This window comes from Streptomyces sp. NPDC026575 (genome assembly GCF_055567415.1).
Genome location: NZ_JBVHQM010000008.1, coordinates 239,922 through 253,314, shown reverse-complemented (window position 1 = coordinate 253,314; position 13,393 = coordinate 239,922). Strand labels below are relative to the sequence as shown.

Sequence of the window (13,393 nt, the reverse complement as noted above, 5' to 3'; positions counted from 1 at the left end):
GGGGCCCTCGGCTGGCAGGATCACCCCATGTCGAACACTTCATCGATGACGTACGCGGGTGTGGGAGCGGTCCTCCAGGAAATCGGCATGGTGCCGCCGGAGAAGGTACGGAGCGTTCTCCAGAAGTGCGCCCACTACGCGCACGAGGCACTGGATCCCTACGAGACCGCGCGAGCGCTGGAGGATTTCGGTGTGGCGGTCTCGGTCCACGTCGACGACATCGACGTCCTGGAACAGGACTACGCCGGCCTCTTGGAAAACGCGGCCGCCCTCACCGGCGGCGCGGTCACCGTCACCGACGTCACGCTCCACGAGGGCGAGGAGATCGGCGGATCCCGCGACGACATCCTGGAGTTCACCCGAAACGGCCGGCGCGTCCGCGTCCCGGCCGAGCACTTCGGGGCGAACTACGACTACTTCGACCAGGCGGCGGCCTGCGAGGCCATCGCCGCGCTGTCCCCCGACGGCGACTCCCGCGCGTTCCGCTACGTCGACTTCGTACGCGAGCCGAACCGCGGCTACGACAGCTTCATGGTCCTCACGACGCCCGCGCAGGCCAAGGGGCTGGCGGACGGCCTCGGGTTGACCATCGAGTAGCGCGCCCGGCGCATCACCAGCGCGTGGCCGGCGCATCATCGTCGCGTGGCCGGTGCGCCGCGGGAAGGCCCGCCCTGACCCCTGCACGGGAATACCCGCCCCGGCCCCCGCGTTGTGGCCCCGCAGGGGGCCCTCGCAACCCCTAGGGAATGCGTTCGCACACCCCCGAGATACACCCCTAGGCACGCCCCCAGGGCCCCAGGGCACCCCTAGCGCTCCGTCAGTACGTAGTCCACCCTGCCGAAGGTGATGTGGTCGCCGGGGCCGACGGGGACCTCGCCGACCACCCGGCGGCCGTTGACGCAGGTGCCGTTCGTCGAGCCGAGGTCGCGCAGCATCCAGCCCTTGCCGGCGCTGCGGAGTTCGGCGTGGGCGCGGGAGACCGTCTCGTGGTTCAGGCGCAGACCCGCCCCCGGCGCCCGCCCTATGAGCAGGGGGAACGGTCCCGGCTCCGGCAGCAGGAGCTTGGGCAGCCGCTCCGTGCGCCAGGCCCTGCGCACCCTGATGTGGAAGGCGGACACCCGGCCGACCATCCGCAGCACTGTGCCCTGGATCCTGCCGCGGCTCTCCAAGTCGGCGGTGGCGAGGTCGAGTTCGGAGTGCTGCTGGGCGGTGAGGACGAGTTCCAGGCGCCGCAGAAAGGTGTCCTGGGACAGCCGTCCCTGCGCCGCGCCGTCGCGCAGCAGATCGAGGGCGCGTTCCCGGTCGGCATCCGACGGGCGCGCGGGGCGCGCGGGGAACTCCAGCGAAGTCATGCCGTGATTGTCCGGCCACCGCGAGCCGCTGTCCAGGCGATGTGTGCGCGCGGGGCGGTCGACCCGGTCACGTCGGCCGGCTCCCCGGAACGGCCCAGCACGTTGGCGCATTGTCGGCCCGGCCCGCCCCGCCGGACTGTCCGGCGGGGCGGCGGCATGCTTGGCTCGTGGGAACCGCCGCGATCGAAGGAGGACGGCCGTGCTGTTCGAGGTGTGGGCGCCGAGGGCCGGGCAGGTCGTTCTCCAGTGGGCGGGGGACCGGGCCGGGGAGCCACCGGTCGCGCTGGAGCGGGACGGCGACCGCGCGGGCTGGTGGCGCGCCGAGGCGCCGGCCCGCGACGGCGACCGCTACGCCTTCCGGCTCGACGGCGGGCCGCCGCGGCCCGATCCGCGCGCCGCGCGGCTGCCGGACGGCCCCGGCGGGCCCGGCGCGGTCGTCGAGCACGACCGGTTCGGCTGGCGGCATCCGTGGTCCGGCCGCCCGCTGCCCGGCGCGGTCCTCTACGAGCTGCACATCGGGACGTACACCCCCGAGGGCACCTTCGACGCCGCGGCCGCGCGGCTGCGGCACCTCGCCGACCTGGGGATCAGCCATGTCTCGCTGATGCCGGTCTGCCCGTTCCCGGGCACCCACGGATGGGGGTACGACGGGGTCGCGCCCTGGGCGGTGCACGAGCCGTACGGCGGGCCCGACGGGTTCAAGCGGTTCGTGGACGCCGCGCACGGCCTCGGCCTGGGAGTCGTCCTGGACGTGGTGCACAACCACCTCGGCCCGTCGGGCAACCATCTCCCGGAATTCGGGCCGTACTTCACCGAGACCCACCACACGCCGTGGGGGGCGGCGGTCAACCTCGACGCGCCCGGCTCGGACGAGGTGCGCGGCTACCTCATCGGCAGTGCGCTCGCCTGGCTGCGCGACTACCGGCTCGACGGGCTGCGGCTGGACGCGGTCCACGCGCTGCACGACGACCGGACCCCGCACTTCCTGGCCAAGCTGTCCGCCGCCGTGGACGGGCTGGCGGGCCGTCTGGGGCGCCCGCTGTTCCTGGTCGCCGAGTCCGACCTGAACGATCCGCACACCACCGCGCCCCGGGAGCGCGGCGGCCAGGGCCTGCACGCCCAGTGGAACGACGACTTCCACCACGCCCTGCACACCGCGCTCACCGGCGAATCGCAGGGCTACTACGCCGACTTCGCGCGGGCCCCGCTCGCCGCCCTCGCCAAGACGCTGACCGGCGGCTTCTTCCACGACGGTACGTACTCCAGCTTCCGCGGCCGGGTGCACGGCGCACCGCTGGACCTGCACCGCACGCCCGCGTACCGGCTGCTGGCCTATGCCCAGACGCACGACCAGGTCGGCAACCGCGCACTCGGCGACCGGCTCGCCGCCGGCGCGCCTCCCGGGCTGCTCGCCTGCGCCGCCGCGCTGGTGCTGTGTTCGCCGTTCACCCCGATGCTGTTCATGGGCGAGGAGTGGGGGGCGACCACCCCCTGGCAGTACTTCACCGACCACACGGATCCGGAGCTGGCGGAGGCGGTACGGGCCGGCCGGCGGCGCGAGTTCGCCGCACACGAGTGGGCGGGCGACAGCGGCGACTGGCCCGACCCCCAGGACCCCGCCACCCGCGACCGCTGCGTCCTGGACTGGTCCGAGCCCACCCGCGCACCCCACGCCCGCCTGCTGGCCTGGCACCGTACGCTGCTGACGCTGCGTCATGAGCTGCCCGCGCTGACCGACACCGATCCGCGCCACACCGACGTCCGCTTCGACGAGGACGCCCGCTGGCTGCTGCTGCGGCGCGGCCCGCTGCGGGTGGCGGTCAACCTGGGGCGGGGCACGACGGCGGAGATCCCGGTGGCGGACCGGGACACCGGTCTGCAGGCGCTGGCGGGCTGGCCCGCGGCCCGGCTCCCCGACCCGGACGGGGTGCTGCGGCTGCCGCCGGAGTCGGTGGTGGTCCTGAGCCCGTAGAGCCGGTGGCGGTGCCGGGCCCGTGGCGCCCGTAGCGCCCGTGTGTGAGGGACACTGGGGGTGTGCCCCTGCGTATCTCCGACCTTCTGGCCAGGTCCGATCTCCGCCTGTCGGTCACCTACGAGGTGCCGCCGCGGCTGCTGGAGCGCACGGTCGAGGCGGCGACCGTCTCGGATCTGCTGACGCCGGGCAAGTGGCTTCAGGGCGGCGAACTGCTGATGACCATCGGCCTGTTGCTGCCGATGGAGCCGGTCGCCTGCCGGGCCTACGTCCGGGACGTCGCCGAGGGCGGGGCCGCGTGCCTGGCGCTCGGGCTGGGGCAGGGACTGCCGTACCAGGAGGCGCCGGACGTACTGGTGGCGGCGGCCGAGGAGGCGGGCCTGCCGCTGCTGACGGTGCCGGACGAGGTGCCGTTCATCGCCGTCACCAAGGCGGTCTTCGACGCGCGGGCCGATGAGCAGCGTGCGGCGCTGCACCGGGCGTTCGCGACCCAGCGGCGGCTGACGGCCGCCGCGGCGGCCGGCGAGGGACTGCGGCCGATGCTGGCCGAGTGGACGGCCGCGACCGGGGTCGGCGCCGCGGTGCTCGACCCGCTGGGGCGCCTGCTGGCGGCGGGCGGGCGCGAGCCGCAGCCACCGCCCGCGCAGGCGCGCGAGCTGATCGAGCGGGTCGCCACGCGCGGGCTGCGCGGCAGCGCGTCCAGTACGGCCGCGGGGCAGCAGCTGGAGGTGCAGCCGCTGGGTGCGCGGCGGCTGCGCGGGCTGCTGCTGCTCACCGGCCGCCCGGACGAGGCCGCCCGTTCGGTCGTCCCCGGGCTGGTCTCGCTGCTCTCCCTGGAGCTGGAGCGCCGGCATCTGCGCGATGAGCCGGAGCGCCGCCGCAGGTCGGCGCTGCTCTCGGAGCTGCTGGCCGACGAGGATCCGTCCGCCGACCGGGCCCGGGACATGCTGCACTCGGTGGGGCTGACCGCCGAGCGGGTGCGGGGGGTCGTGGTGGAGCCGGTGGGCGGGGACGGTGCGGCCGGTGCCGGGCGGCCGCCGGGAGACACGGCGGGGGACGAGAGTGCCGACGCCGCCCAGGAGACGGCCGCCGATCTGGCGCTGGCGATGCCCGGCGGTCTGGTCCGGGTCACCGACGCGGCGCCGGGCGGCGCGCCGGGGCGGCTCATCGAGGCGGTGGTCGGCGAGGAGCTGGACATCCGCGATGTGCTCGCCCGGTTCGCGCCGCACTGCCCGGCGGGCATCGGCTCGGCCACCGCGCCCGAAGCCGTTCGGGTGTCGCTGCGCCAGGCCGCCGGTCTGCTCGCCGTCAGCCGGTCCAGCGGCGAGCCGGAGGAGGCCCGGCAGAGCCGGTCCAGCCGGCTGCTGCTCGACCTCGGCGACCGCCGTACGCTGCACGGCTACGCCGACTCGGTGCTGGGCCCGCTCGATCTCGCGGACAACGGCGAGGAGCTGATCGCCACTCTGGCGGCCTGGCTGGAGACCGGCGGCGCCTGGGACGCCACCAGCCGCCGGCTCGGCGTCCACCGGCACACCGTGCGCAACCGCCTGGACAAGGCCATGGACCTCACCGGCCGCCGCCTCGACGATCCCGACGACCGCTTCGACCTGTGGCTGGCGACCCGCATCCGGCGCGGCGGCGCGCCGTCCGGGCACTCCGCCGCCCGACCCGTTCCCCCGCCGCCCCCGACACCACCAGCCCGGTGACGGACGCCACTGCACGCCCGCCCCGCCTTTCGTTCTGCCCTCCGCACCGTCTTTACTTCGATGGTGACCTATGAGATCCGCACCCTAGAACCCGGCGCCGCCGGCCCAGCCCCCACCGCGCCCGCTTTCGGCTCCGTACGGGGCGGCGGGCGCGGCACCCTGGTGGCAGTCAGCGATCTGCACATCCGCTACAAGGAGAACCGCGAGATCGTCGAGCGGTTAAGACCGCAGTCCGAGGACGACTGGCTGCTGGTCGCCGGCGACGTCGGCGAGTACGTCTCCGATATCCGCTGGGCGCTCGGCGTGCTCAGCGACCGGTTCGCCAAGGTGGTGTGGGTGCCGGGCAACCACGAGCTGTGGACGCCCCCGGACGACCCGGTGCAGCTGCGCGGTGTGGCGCGCTATGAGCATCTGGTGGACATCTGCCGGCAGTTGGGCGTCCTGACGCCGGAGGACCCCTATCCGATCTGGGAGGGCGTCGGCGGGCCCGCGGTCATCGCCCCGCTCTTCCTCCTCTACGACTACACCTTCCGCAAGCCGGGACTGACGTCCAAGCAGGAGGCGCTCGCCCAGGCCGAGGAGGCCGGGGTGGTGTGCACCGACGAGTTCCATCTGCACCCGGATCCCTATCCGACGCGGGAGGCATGGTGCCAGGCGCGGGTGGCGGCCACCGAGGCCCGGCTCGCCGCCGTCCCGGAGGACCTGCCGACCGTCCTGATCAATCACTGGCCCGTGGTGCGCGAGCCCACCCGGCCGCTGTGGTACCCGGAGTTCGCCCTGTGGTGCGGTACGGAGGCGACCGCCGACTGGCCGCGCCGGTTCCGCGCCGCCACCGTCGTCTACGGCCATCTGCACATCCCCCGGCTGCTGATGTGCGACGGCGTCCCCCATCAGGAGGTGTCGCTCGGCTACCCGCGGGAATGGCAGCGCCGCTCCGGCGAACCGGGCCGCCCGGTCCAGATCCTGCCCGCCCCGGCCGCGGTCGCGCCCGGCGTCACCGGGAGCCACGCATGATCGACAAGTTGCTGCCCGCGCCGATCGTGACCGCCGAGGCTTTTCAGGACGTGCCCCTGTCGGAGATGTTCCCCGAGGAAATGGCGCTGGTGGCCAAGGCCGTGCCCAAGCGCCAGCTGGAGTTCGGCACCGTACGCAGCTGCGCCCGCAGTGCGCTGTCCCGGCTGGGCTTCGCGCCCGCGCCGCTGCTGCCCGGCCGCGACCGGGCGCCGCAGTGGCCGGACGGCGTCGTCGGGGCGATGACGCACTGCGCCGGCTACCGCGCGGCCGCGGTGGCCCGCCGGCGGGACATCGTCACGGTCGGCCTGGACGCGGAACCGAACCTGCCCGTGGACGACCCTGGGGTCATCGATCTGGTCACCCTGCCCGAGGAACGCGCCCAGCTCCGCCATCTGGCGGTCCTGGAGCCGGACGTCAGCTGGGACCGGCTGATCTTCAGCGCCAAGGAGAGCGTCTACAAGGCCTGGTACCCCCTCGCCCAGCGCTGGCTGGGCTTCGAGGACGCGCTGCTCACCCTCGATCCGACGGACGCCACGTTCACCGCCCGCCTCCTCGTTCCCGGCCCCGTCGTCGACGGCAAGGAGCTGACGGAGTTCAGCGGGGGGTGGCTGGTCGAGTCCGGGTTCGTGGTGACGGCCATCGCCATGACGGCGTGAGGGGGCGGGGCTGACGGCCCACGGCTGACGACGACGGGGCCGGCGGCGACGGGGATCCACCCAGTCGCCGCCGGCCCCGCGCCTCGTCCGGCGCCGGCCGCCGTCGGCCGTCAGGCGTCGTCGGCCGTCATGCGCCCTCGTCCGCCGTCAGCCGCAGCGAGATGCTGTTGATGCAGTACCGCTGGTCCGTAGGAGTCGGGTAGCCCTCGCCCTCGAAGACGTGGCCCAGGTGGGAGCCGCAGCGGGCGCAGCGGACCTCCGTCCGGACCATGCCGTGGGAGCGGTCCTCGATGAGCTCGACCGCCTCGGAGTCCTTGGGGTCGTAGAAGGACGGCCAGCCGCAGTGGCTTTCGAACTTGGTGGTGGAGCGGAAGAGCTCGGCGCCGCAGGCACGGCAGGAGTAGACACCGGCGGTCTTGGTGTCGGTGTACTCGCCGACGAAGGCGGGCTCGGTGCCGGCCTGGCGGAGCACCTGGTACTCGGCGGGGGTCAGCTCGGCGCGCCACTGCTCATCGGGCTTGTCGATCTCGTACGGCATCTGGGGTGCCTCCTCCTCAGCTCAGCTGCCCAGGCGGGTCAGGATGGCGGGGCCGAGGTCGGTCACATCGCCCGCGCCCATGGTGAGAACAAGGTCACCGGGTCGAACCATTCCGGCGATCACGTCCGGGACGGCGGTCTGGTCGCTCTCGGCGGTGACGTCGGCGCCGGCGGCGCGCGCGGCGTCGATGATCAGGGAGCTGGTGATGCCGGGGATCGGGTCCTCGCGGGCCGGATAGATGTCCAGGACGACGGAGGCGTCGGCGAGGGCCAGCGACTGGCCCATCTCCACGCCCAGCTCCTGGGTGCGGGAGAAGAGATGCGGCTGGAAGACGACGAGGATGCGGCTGTCCGAGCCCTCCGTGGCGCCGCGGATGGCCTCCAGGTCGGCGGTCATCTCCGTGGGGTGGTGGGCGTAGGAGTCGATGACCTGGACGCCGGCGGCCTCGCCCTTGAGCTGGAGGCGGCGCTTGACGCCGGTGTACTTGCCGAGGGCGGAGGCGAGGTTGTGCGGCGGCAGGTCCAGGGCGACGCCGGCGGCCAGGGCGGCGACGGCGTTGTGGGCGTAGTGCCGGCCGGGGACGGAGACGGTGAAGGTCAGGATCTTGCCGCTGGTCAGGGTGACGGTGACGTCGCTGGTCAGGCCGCGGGGGTTGACCTTGAGGATGCGGACGTCGGCGTCCGGCGACTCGCCGTAGGTGACGACCTCGATGTCGTAGCGGCCGGAGATCTTGGCGGTCAGCTCGCGGGCGCCGGGGTGGTCGGCGGCGATGACCAGGGTGCCGCCCGGGCGGATGCGGCCGACGAAGGTCTCGAAGGACTCGTAGATCTCGTCCATCGAGGCGTAGTTGGCGTGGTGGTCCAGCTCGACGTTGAGGACGATGGCGACTTCGGGGGCGTACTTGTGGAAGCTGCGGTCGCTCTCGTCGGCCTCGGCGACGAAGATCTCGCCGGTGCCGTGCTCGGCGTTGGAGCCGGGGGCGTCGAGGTCGCCGCCGATGGCGTAGGACGGCTTGAGGCCGAGGGCGCCGAGGGAGACGGCGAGCATGGAGGTCGTCGTCGTCTTGCCGTGGGTGCCGGCCACCGCGATGGGGCGCAGGCCGTCCATGAGGGAGGCGAGGGCGTCGGAGCGGTGCACGACGGGGATGCCGCGCTCATGGGCGGCGGCCAGCTCGGGGTTGTCGGGGCGGATCGCGGAGGAGACCACGACGCTGGTGGCGTCGGCGGCGAGATGCCCGGCGGCGTGGCCGATGTGGACCGTGGCGCCGAGGTCGCGCAGGGCCTGGGCGGTCGCGGAGTCCTTGGCGTCGCTGCCCGCCACCTGGGCGCCGCGCTGGGCGAGGATCTTGGCGATGCCCGACATGCCGGCTCCACCGATGCCGATGAAGTGCGGCCGTTCCATCGAGGCTGGGATGGCGGGTGCCATGGTGCGTCTCCCTGATCGTCGATCATCGCGAGCGGTGCTGCTGTCGTTCTTCGTGCTGCCGACGATTCTCGCACCCGGCACCGACAGCGCCGGTCCGCGGACCCCGGCCGGGGTCCGCGGGCCGCTGTTCAGCGGCGGATCAGGCCCTGGGCGGTGGCGGTGGCGACCGCGGACGTGCGCGAGTCCACGCCCAGCTTGGCGTAGATGTGAACAAGGTGTGATTTGACGGTCGCCTGGCTGAGGAAGAGCTGCTTGCTGATCGCGGCGTTGGACAGGCCGTCGGCGACGAGCTGGAGGACCTCGGTCTCCCGGCGGGAGAGCGCGGTGGCGGGGGTCCGCATCCGGTCCATCAGGCGCAGCGCGATGGTCGGCGCGAGCGCGGACTTGCCGGCGGCGGCGGTGCGCACGGCGGCGGCCAGTTCCTCCGGCGGGGCGTCCTTGAGGAGGTAGCCGGTGGCGCCGGCCTCGATGGCGGCGAGGATGTCGGCGTCGGTGTCGTACGTGGTCAGCACCAGGACCCTCGGGGCGTCGGGGCGGGCGGTGATCGCGGCGGTGGCCTGGGAGCCGAGCATCCGGCCGCCGAACTGGAGGTCCATGAGGACCACGTCGAGGTCGCGCCCCGCGGCGAGCTCGACGGCCTGCTCGGCGGTGGCGACGTCGGCGACGACCTCGAAGTCCGGTTCGGTCTCCAGGACGGCGCGCAGCCCGGCGCGTACGACGGGGTGGTCGTCGGCGAGCAGCAGCCGGATGATGTCGGCCCCGCCCTGCGGCGAAGTCGGCGTCCCGGGAGAGTCCGCGGTGGTCACGAGGCGGCCTCCGGGGTGACGGGTGCTGCGGTGCACGGCAGGGTGACGGCGATGGCGGTGCCCTCCCCGGGGGCGGACTCGACGGCGAGGGTGCCCTGGAGGGCGCGGGCCCGGGCGCGCATCGCGGCGAGGCCGAAGCCGGTGCCGGAGGCCGCCGCGGAGCCCGGTGCGGGCACCTCGGCGGGGACGAATCCGGCGCCGTCGTCGACGACGTCCAGGGCGACCTCGGTGTCCATGTAGCTGAGGGTCAGCTCGACGCGGTCGGCGGCGGCGTGCTGCACGGTGTTGGCGAGCGCGGACTGGGCGATGCGCAGCAGGGCGACCTCGTGCGGGGTGGGCAGGGCGGTGGGGGCGCCGGAGACCTGGCAGTGCACGGCGAGACCGGACGTACGGGCGGTGGTGGCGCAGAGCCGTTCCAGGGCGGCGGGCAGCGTCCCCGCCTCCAGGTCGGGCGGGCTCAGCGCGCGGACGAAGCGGCGCGCCTCGGCGAGGTTGTCGACCGCGGCGGTACGGGCCTGCCGGACATGGCCCAGGGCCGTGCCGGGCCGCTCCGGCAGGGCGCGTTCGGCGGCCCGCAGCAGCAGCTGGATGCTGGACAGGCCCTGGGCCAGGGTGTCGTGGATCTCGCGGGCCAGCCGTTCGCGCTCGGCGAGCACACCGGCGGCGTGCTCCGCCGCGGCGAGTTCGCTGCGGGCCGCGGTCAGCTCCTCGATGAGGCGGCGGCGCTGTTCGCTCTCCCGGTAGAGGGCCTGATAGCCGAGGACGACGGCGACGGCGACGGCGGCGCCCAGGGCGGGCCCGAGCACCGTGCCGACGCTCAGGGTGTGGGTGTGCCAGCCGAATCCGGCGACGGCGAGGACGGTGGTGGCCGCGACGGTGGGCAGCGCCCAGCGCAGCGGCAGCAGGTGCAGCTGGACGAAGAAGAGCGGGAAGGCCAGCCAGACGCCGTCCGGGGTGAGCGCGAGCAGCACCAGCCAGAGGAGGCCCACGGCGCCGAGCCAGAGGGCGGCGGCGCCCGCGGAGCTGCGGAGCCGGGGCAGCCTGGGGCCGATCGCGTACACGGCGAACAGCGCCAGGGCGGTGGCGATGACGGCCGGGGCGTCCGGCCTGTGGTCGGCGAGCGCGCGAGCGGCGGCGAGCCCGAGCAGCGCGGCCACCATCAGATGCAGGCAGCTGCGCAGGACCCGCAGGGCGGGGGTGAGGGAGTGATCGGTCACGGCTTCTTCGGTCACGGCCTCTTCAGGCTAAGGGCCACTTTCACCTGCGGCATCAATCGAAGGGTTGATCCCGGGGCGCACCTTTCGACGCCGGTGAACCACTCCGCGGCGCGATGTCGGGGCCCTACCCGGGAGGCGACGGTGGACACCAGCCGCCGGGCAGTGGGTCCGGCGCCCGGATCCGAGGAGAGCAGAGCCGGTGTTCGTCGCCTGGAGAGACCTGAGATTCGCCAAGGGGCGGTTCGCCCTGATGGGCACCGTCATCGTGCTGATCACGGTGCTGGTGGGTCTGCTGTCCGGCCTGACCGCGGGCCTGGGCCGGGAGAACACCTCGGCGATCACCGCACTTCCCGCCGACCACCTGGTGTTCTCCGCACCCGCCGGGGACGGCAAGGTCGCCTTCACCGATTCGCGGCTGCCGGAGCGGACCGTACGGCAGTGGGCCCGGGTGCCGGGCGTGCGGTCCGCCGAGCCGCTGGGGATCGCCACGGCGAAGGCCGGTGCGGACGGGCGGACGGCCGCGGTGTCGGCGTTCGGGGTGCGCCCGGGTTCGCGGCTGGGCCCGGCCACCGGGCACGTCGCCGAGGGTGCGGTGGTGCTGTCGGAGACGGCCGCCGAGTCCCTCGGGGTGCGGGCCGGAGGGTCGCTGACGCTGGGCGGCCGTACGCTGCGCGTCGCGGCGGTGTCGGGCGCGGCGATGTACAGCCACACCCCGGTGGTCTGGACGGCGCTCGGTGACTGGGCGCGGCTGTCGGGCGCCACCGGGGGCCAGGGCCGCGGCTCCGCTCCCGCCACGGAGGCCACCGTGCTGGCCCTGTCCACCACCGGGAGCGCCGATCTGGCGGCCGCCGACACGAAGCTGGGCACCCGGACCGTCACGACCGACGAGGCACTGCGGGCGATCGGCTCGTACTCCGCCGAGAACGGCTCGCTGCAGCTGATGCGGGGCTTTCTGTTCGCCATCTCCGCGCTGGTCATCGGGGCGTTCTTCACGGTGTGGACGATCCAGCGCAGCGGCGATGTCGCCGTGCTGAAGGCGCTGGGCGCCTCGACCCGCTCTCTGCTGCGGGACGCGCTCGGCCAGGCCGTCGTCCTGCTGGTGATCGGTACGGGCCTGGGCACCGCCGTGGCGGCGGGGGTGGGTGCCGGGATCGGCGGCGCGGTGCCGTTCGTGCTCGATCCGTCCACCGTGCTGATCCCCGCCCTGGTCATGATCGCGCTGGGTGCCGTGGGCGCCGCGCTGTCCATCCGCCGCATCACGTCCGTAGACCCGCTGACCGCCCTGGGAAGTGCCCGATGAGCCTCGAACTGACCGATGTGACCCTCACCTACCCCGACGGCGGCGCCCGGCTGACCGCACTGGACGAGGTCTCGCTGTCCGTGCCCGCCGGGTGTCTGACCGCGGTGATCGGGCCGTCCGGGTCCGGCAAGTCCAGTCTGCTCGCGGTCGCCGCGACGCTGATCGGCCCGGACAGCGGGCGGGTGGTGATCGACGGTACGGACACCACGGGCCTGGGCCGCGGCGAGCTGACGGCGCTGCGCCGCACCACGATCGGCACGGTCTTCCAGCAGCCGAATCTGCTGCCTTCGCTGACCGCGGTCGAGCAGCTGCAGGTGATGGCCCATCTCGACGGCCGTTCGCCCCGTAAGGCACGATCCCGGGCGCTGGAGCTGCTGGCGGCGGTCGGGCTGGACGGACAGGCCCATCGGCGCCCGCACCAGCTGTCGGGCGGGCAGCGGCAGCGGATCAACATCGCCCGGGCGCTGATGAACGATCCCGCCGTGCTGCTGGTGGACGAGCCGACCAGCGCGCTGGACCACCAACGCGGCGCCGCGGTCCTGGATCTGCTGCTCGCCCTCACCCATCAGCGCGCCACCGCGACGGTGCTGGTCACCCACGACCCCGCGCATCTGGGCGCGGCCGACGAGATCGCGGAGGTGCGGGACGGGCGGCTGCGTCCAGGGGTCGGCGCCCGTTCCTGACGGCCACTGCGGCACTGTTCCCGACGGCCCCTGGGGCGGTGCGTCCCGCCCCGTACACCCGTGCGGGGTGCGGGTACGCCAACCGGGTGGCGTACCCCCACCCCGCACGCGAGGTCGGACCGCGCACGCGACGTCAGGCAGACCCCTGGGGTTGGTCGTCCGCGGCGTGCGAGAAGAGCTTGAGCACCGGGACGCCGACCTTGTGGCGGGCACGGGAGGCCCAGTCGCGGTGGAAGAACTCCTCGACGAAGTGCGGGGTGGTCAGCACGATCACCTCGTCCGCCCCGGTCTCGTCGACGACGGAGCGCAGCAGGTCCAGCGGATGGGCCTCGACCACCTGCCCGATGGCCTCCGCGCCCGCGTCGCGCAGCGCTTGCAGGGTGTGGGACAGGGCGAGGTCGGCGGGGGCGTCCGCTGCTCTGCCTCCCGGTTCCTCGCCCTCCCGCACGGCGTCGTCGAACTCGCCGAGGGCGACGTCGTCGATGGCCCGCAGCAGGACGTCCTGCTTGCCGCGCGGCTGCATCAGGACGACGAACGACATCGGGTCGTCGCCGTGCAGGGTCGTCACAAACTCCACGTCGGCGGGCGTCAGTGGCTTCTCGATCATCAATACGCTCGTGAACACGACGGACGCCCTTCTTGACTTGGGGGCACTGCGGTTCGCGGTACCCGACAGAAACCATCCTGCCCCGTCGCCACACAGGGCTGCTGGCTTTTAGTGTGC

Annotated in this window: 13 protein-coding genes; 7 read left to right on the top strand and 6 right to left on the bottom strand. The window is 73.9% G+C overall.

Annotation, left to right across the window (positions count from 1 at the left end):
• Window positions 1-27 precede the first annotated feature (27 nt).
• Window positions 28-597: a hypothetical protein gene (locus ACZ4NB_RS13895; protein WP_467661153.1), complete on the top strand. Its 570-nt coding sequence runs from the start codon at window positions 28-30 to the stop codon at window positions 595-597.
• A 209-nt stretch (window positions 598-806) separates the two neighbouring features.
• Here ACZ4NB_RS13895 and ACZ4NB_RS13890 read toward each other — a convergent pair whose 3' ends face one another.
• Window positions 807-1,352, bottom strand: a complete 546-nt coding sequence (locus ACZ4NB_RS13890; RefSeq protein ID WP_467661151.1) for an FHA domain-containing protein — start codon at window positions 1,350-1,352, stop codon at window positions 807-809.
• A gap of 199 nt (window positions 1,353-1,551) precedes the next feature.
• On the opposite strand from ACZ4NB_RS13890, the gene treZ reads away from it, so the two are divergent.
• The 4 genes from treZ to ACZ4NB_RS13870 all read left to right on the top strand — a co-directional run bounded on the left by treZ (window position 1,552) and on the right by ACZ4NB_RS13870 (window position 6,700).
• Window positions 1,552-3,324: a malto-oligosyltrehalose trehalohydrolase gene (gene treZ / locus ACZ4NB_RS13885; RefSeq protein WP_467661149.1), complete on the top strand. Its 1,773-nt coding sequence runs from the start codon at window positions 1,552-1,554 to the stop codon at window positions 3,322-3,324.
• A 62-nt stretch (window positions 3,325-3,386) separates the two neighbouring features.
• The gene (locus tag ACZ4NB_RS13880) at window positions 3,387-5,030 is read left to right on the top strand and encodes a PucR family transcriptional regulator (RefSeq protein ID WP_467661148.1); all 1,644 of its coding nucleotides are present in this window, start codon (window positions 3,387-3,389) and stop codon (window positions 5,028-5,030) included.
• A gap of 63 nt (window positions 5,031-5,093) precedes the next feature.
• Window positions 5,094-6,044: a metallophosphoesterase family protein gene (locus ACZ4NB_RS13875; protein WP_467661272.1), complete on the top strand. Its 951-nt coding sequence runs from the start codon at window positions 5,094-5,096 to the stop codon at window positions 6,042-6,044.
• Complete coding sequence (locus ACZ4NB_RS13870) at window positions 6,041-6,700, top strand: 4'-phosphopantetheinyl transferase family protein (RefSeq protein WP_467661146.1); 660 nt, start codon at window positions 6,041-6,043, stop codon at window positions 6,698-6,700. Before ACZ4NB_RS13875 ends, ACZ4NB_RS13870 begins: the two co-directional genes overlap by 4 nt.
• Window positions 6,701-6,827: 127 nt before the next feature.
• On the opposite strand, the gene msrB is transcribed toward ACZ4NB_RS13870, so the two are convergent.
• The 4 genes from msrB to ACZ4NB_RS13850 all read right to left on the bottom strand — a co-directional run bounded on the left by msrB (window position 6,828) and on the right by ACZ4NB_RS13850 (window position 10,701).
• Complete coding sequence (gene msrB / locus ACZ4NB_RS13865; RefSeq protein ID WP_467661144.1) at window positions 6,828-7,238, bottom strand: peptide-methionine (R)-S-oxide reductase MsrB; 411 nt, start codon at window positions 7,236-7,238, stop codon at window positions 6,828-6,830.
• A gap of 21 nt (window positions 7,239-7,259) precedes the next feature.
• A complete protein-coding gene (gene murC / locus ACZ4NB_RS13860; RefSeq protein WP_467661142.1) occupies window positions 7,260-8,663 on the bottom strand; it encodes a UDP-N-acetylmuramate--L-alanine ligase in 1,404 nt (467 codons plus the stop codon).
• 128 nt (window positions 8,664-8,791) lie between these two features.
• A complete protein-coding gene (locus tag ACZ4NB_RS13855; RefSeq protein WP_467661140.1) occupies window positions 8,792-9,469 on the bottom strand; it encodes a response regulator in 678 nt (225 codons plus the stop codon).
• The gene (locus ACZ4NB_RS13850; RefSeq protein WP_467661139.1) at window positions 9,466-10,701 is read right to left on the bottom strand and encodes a sensor histidine kinase; all 1,236 of its coding nucleotides are present in this window, start codon (window positions 10,699-10,701) and stop codon (window positions 9,466-9,468) included. Before ACZ4NB_RS13850 ends, ACZ4NB_RS13855 begins: the two co-directional genes overlap by 4 nt.
• Before the next feature lie 184 nt (window positions 10,702-10,885).
• Here ACZ4NB_RS13850 and ACZ4NB_RS13845 point away from each other — a divergent pair, with 184 nt between their 5' ends.
• Window positions 10,886-11,986, top strand: coding sequence for an ABC transporter permease (locus ACZ4NB_RS13845; protein WP_467661137.1), 1,101 nt, complete (start codon window positions 10,886-10,888; stop codon window positions 11,984-11,986).
• Window positions 11,983-12,669, top strand: coding sequence for an ABC transporter ATP-binding protein (locus ACZ4NB_RS13840; RefSeq protein WP_467661135.1), 687 nt, complete (start codon window positions 11,983-11,985; stop codon window positions 12,667-12,669). The genes ACZ4NB_RS13845 and ACZ4NB_RS13840 overlap by 4 nt, the downstream gene beginning before the upstream one ends.
• A 133-nt stretch (window positions 12,670-12,802) precedes the next feature.
• Here ACZ4NB_RS13840 and ACZ4NB_RS13835 read toward each other — a convergent pair whose 3' ends face one another.
• Window positions 12,803-13,276: an indole-3-glycerol phosphate synthase gene (locus ACZ4NB_RS13835; protein ID WP_393488789.1), complete on the bottom strand. Its 474-nt coding sequence runs from the start codon at window positions 13,274-13,276 to the stop codon at window positions 12,803-12,805.
• Window positions 13,277-13,393: the final 117 nt, after the last annotated feature.

Bases quoted from the DNA above. Each gene is read 5' to 3' on its own strand.
- ACZ4NB_RS13895 (WP_467661153.1), top strand. From the start codon at position 28: ATGTCGAACACTTCATCGATGACGTACGCGGGTGTGGGAGCGGTCCTC.
- ACZ4NB_RS13890 (WP_467661151.1), bottom strand. From the start codon at position 1,352: ATGACTTCGCTGGAGTTCCCCGCGCGCCCCGCGCGCCCGTCGGATGCC.
- ACZ4NB_RS13870 (WP_467661146.1), top strand. From the start codon at position 6,041: ATGATCGACAAGTTGCTGCCCGCGCCGATCGTGACCGCCGAGGCTTTT.
- msrB (WP_467661144.1), bottom strand. From the start codon at position 7,238: ATGCCGTACGAGATCGACAAGCCCGATGAGCAGTGGCGCGCCGAGCTG.
- murC (WP_467661142.1), bottom strand. From the start codon at position 8,663: ATGGCACCCGCCATCCCAGCCTCGATGGAACGGCCGCACTTCATCGGC.
- ACZ4NB_RS13840 (WP_467661135.1), top strand. From the start codon at position 11,983: ATGAGCCTCGAACTGACCGATGTGACCCTCACCTACCCCGACGGCGGC.
- ACZ4NB_RS13835 (WP_393488789.1), bottom strand. From the start codon at position 13,276: ATGATCGAGAAGCCACTGACGCCCGCCGACGTGGAGTTTGTGACGACC.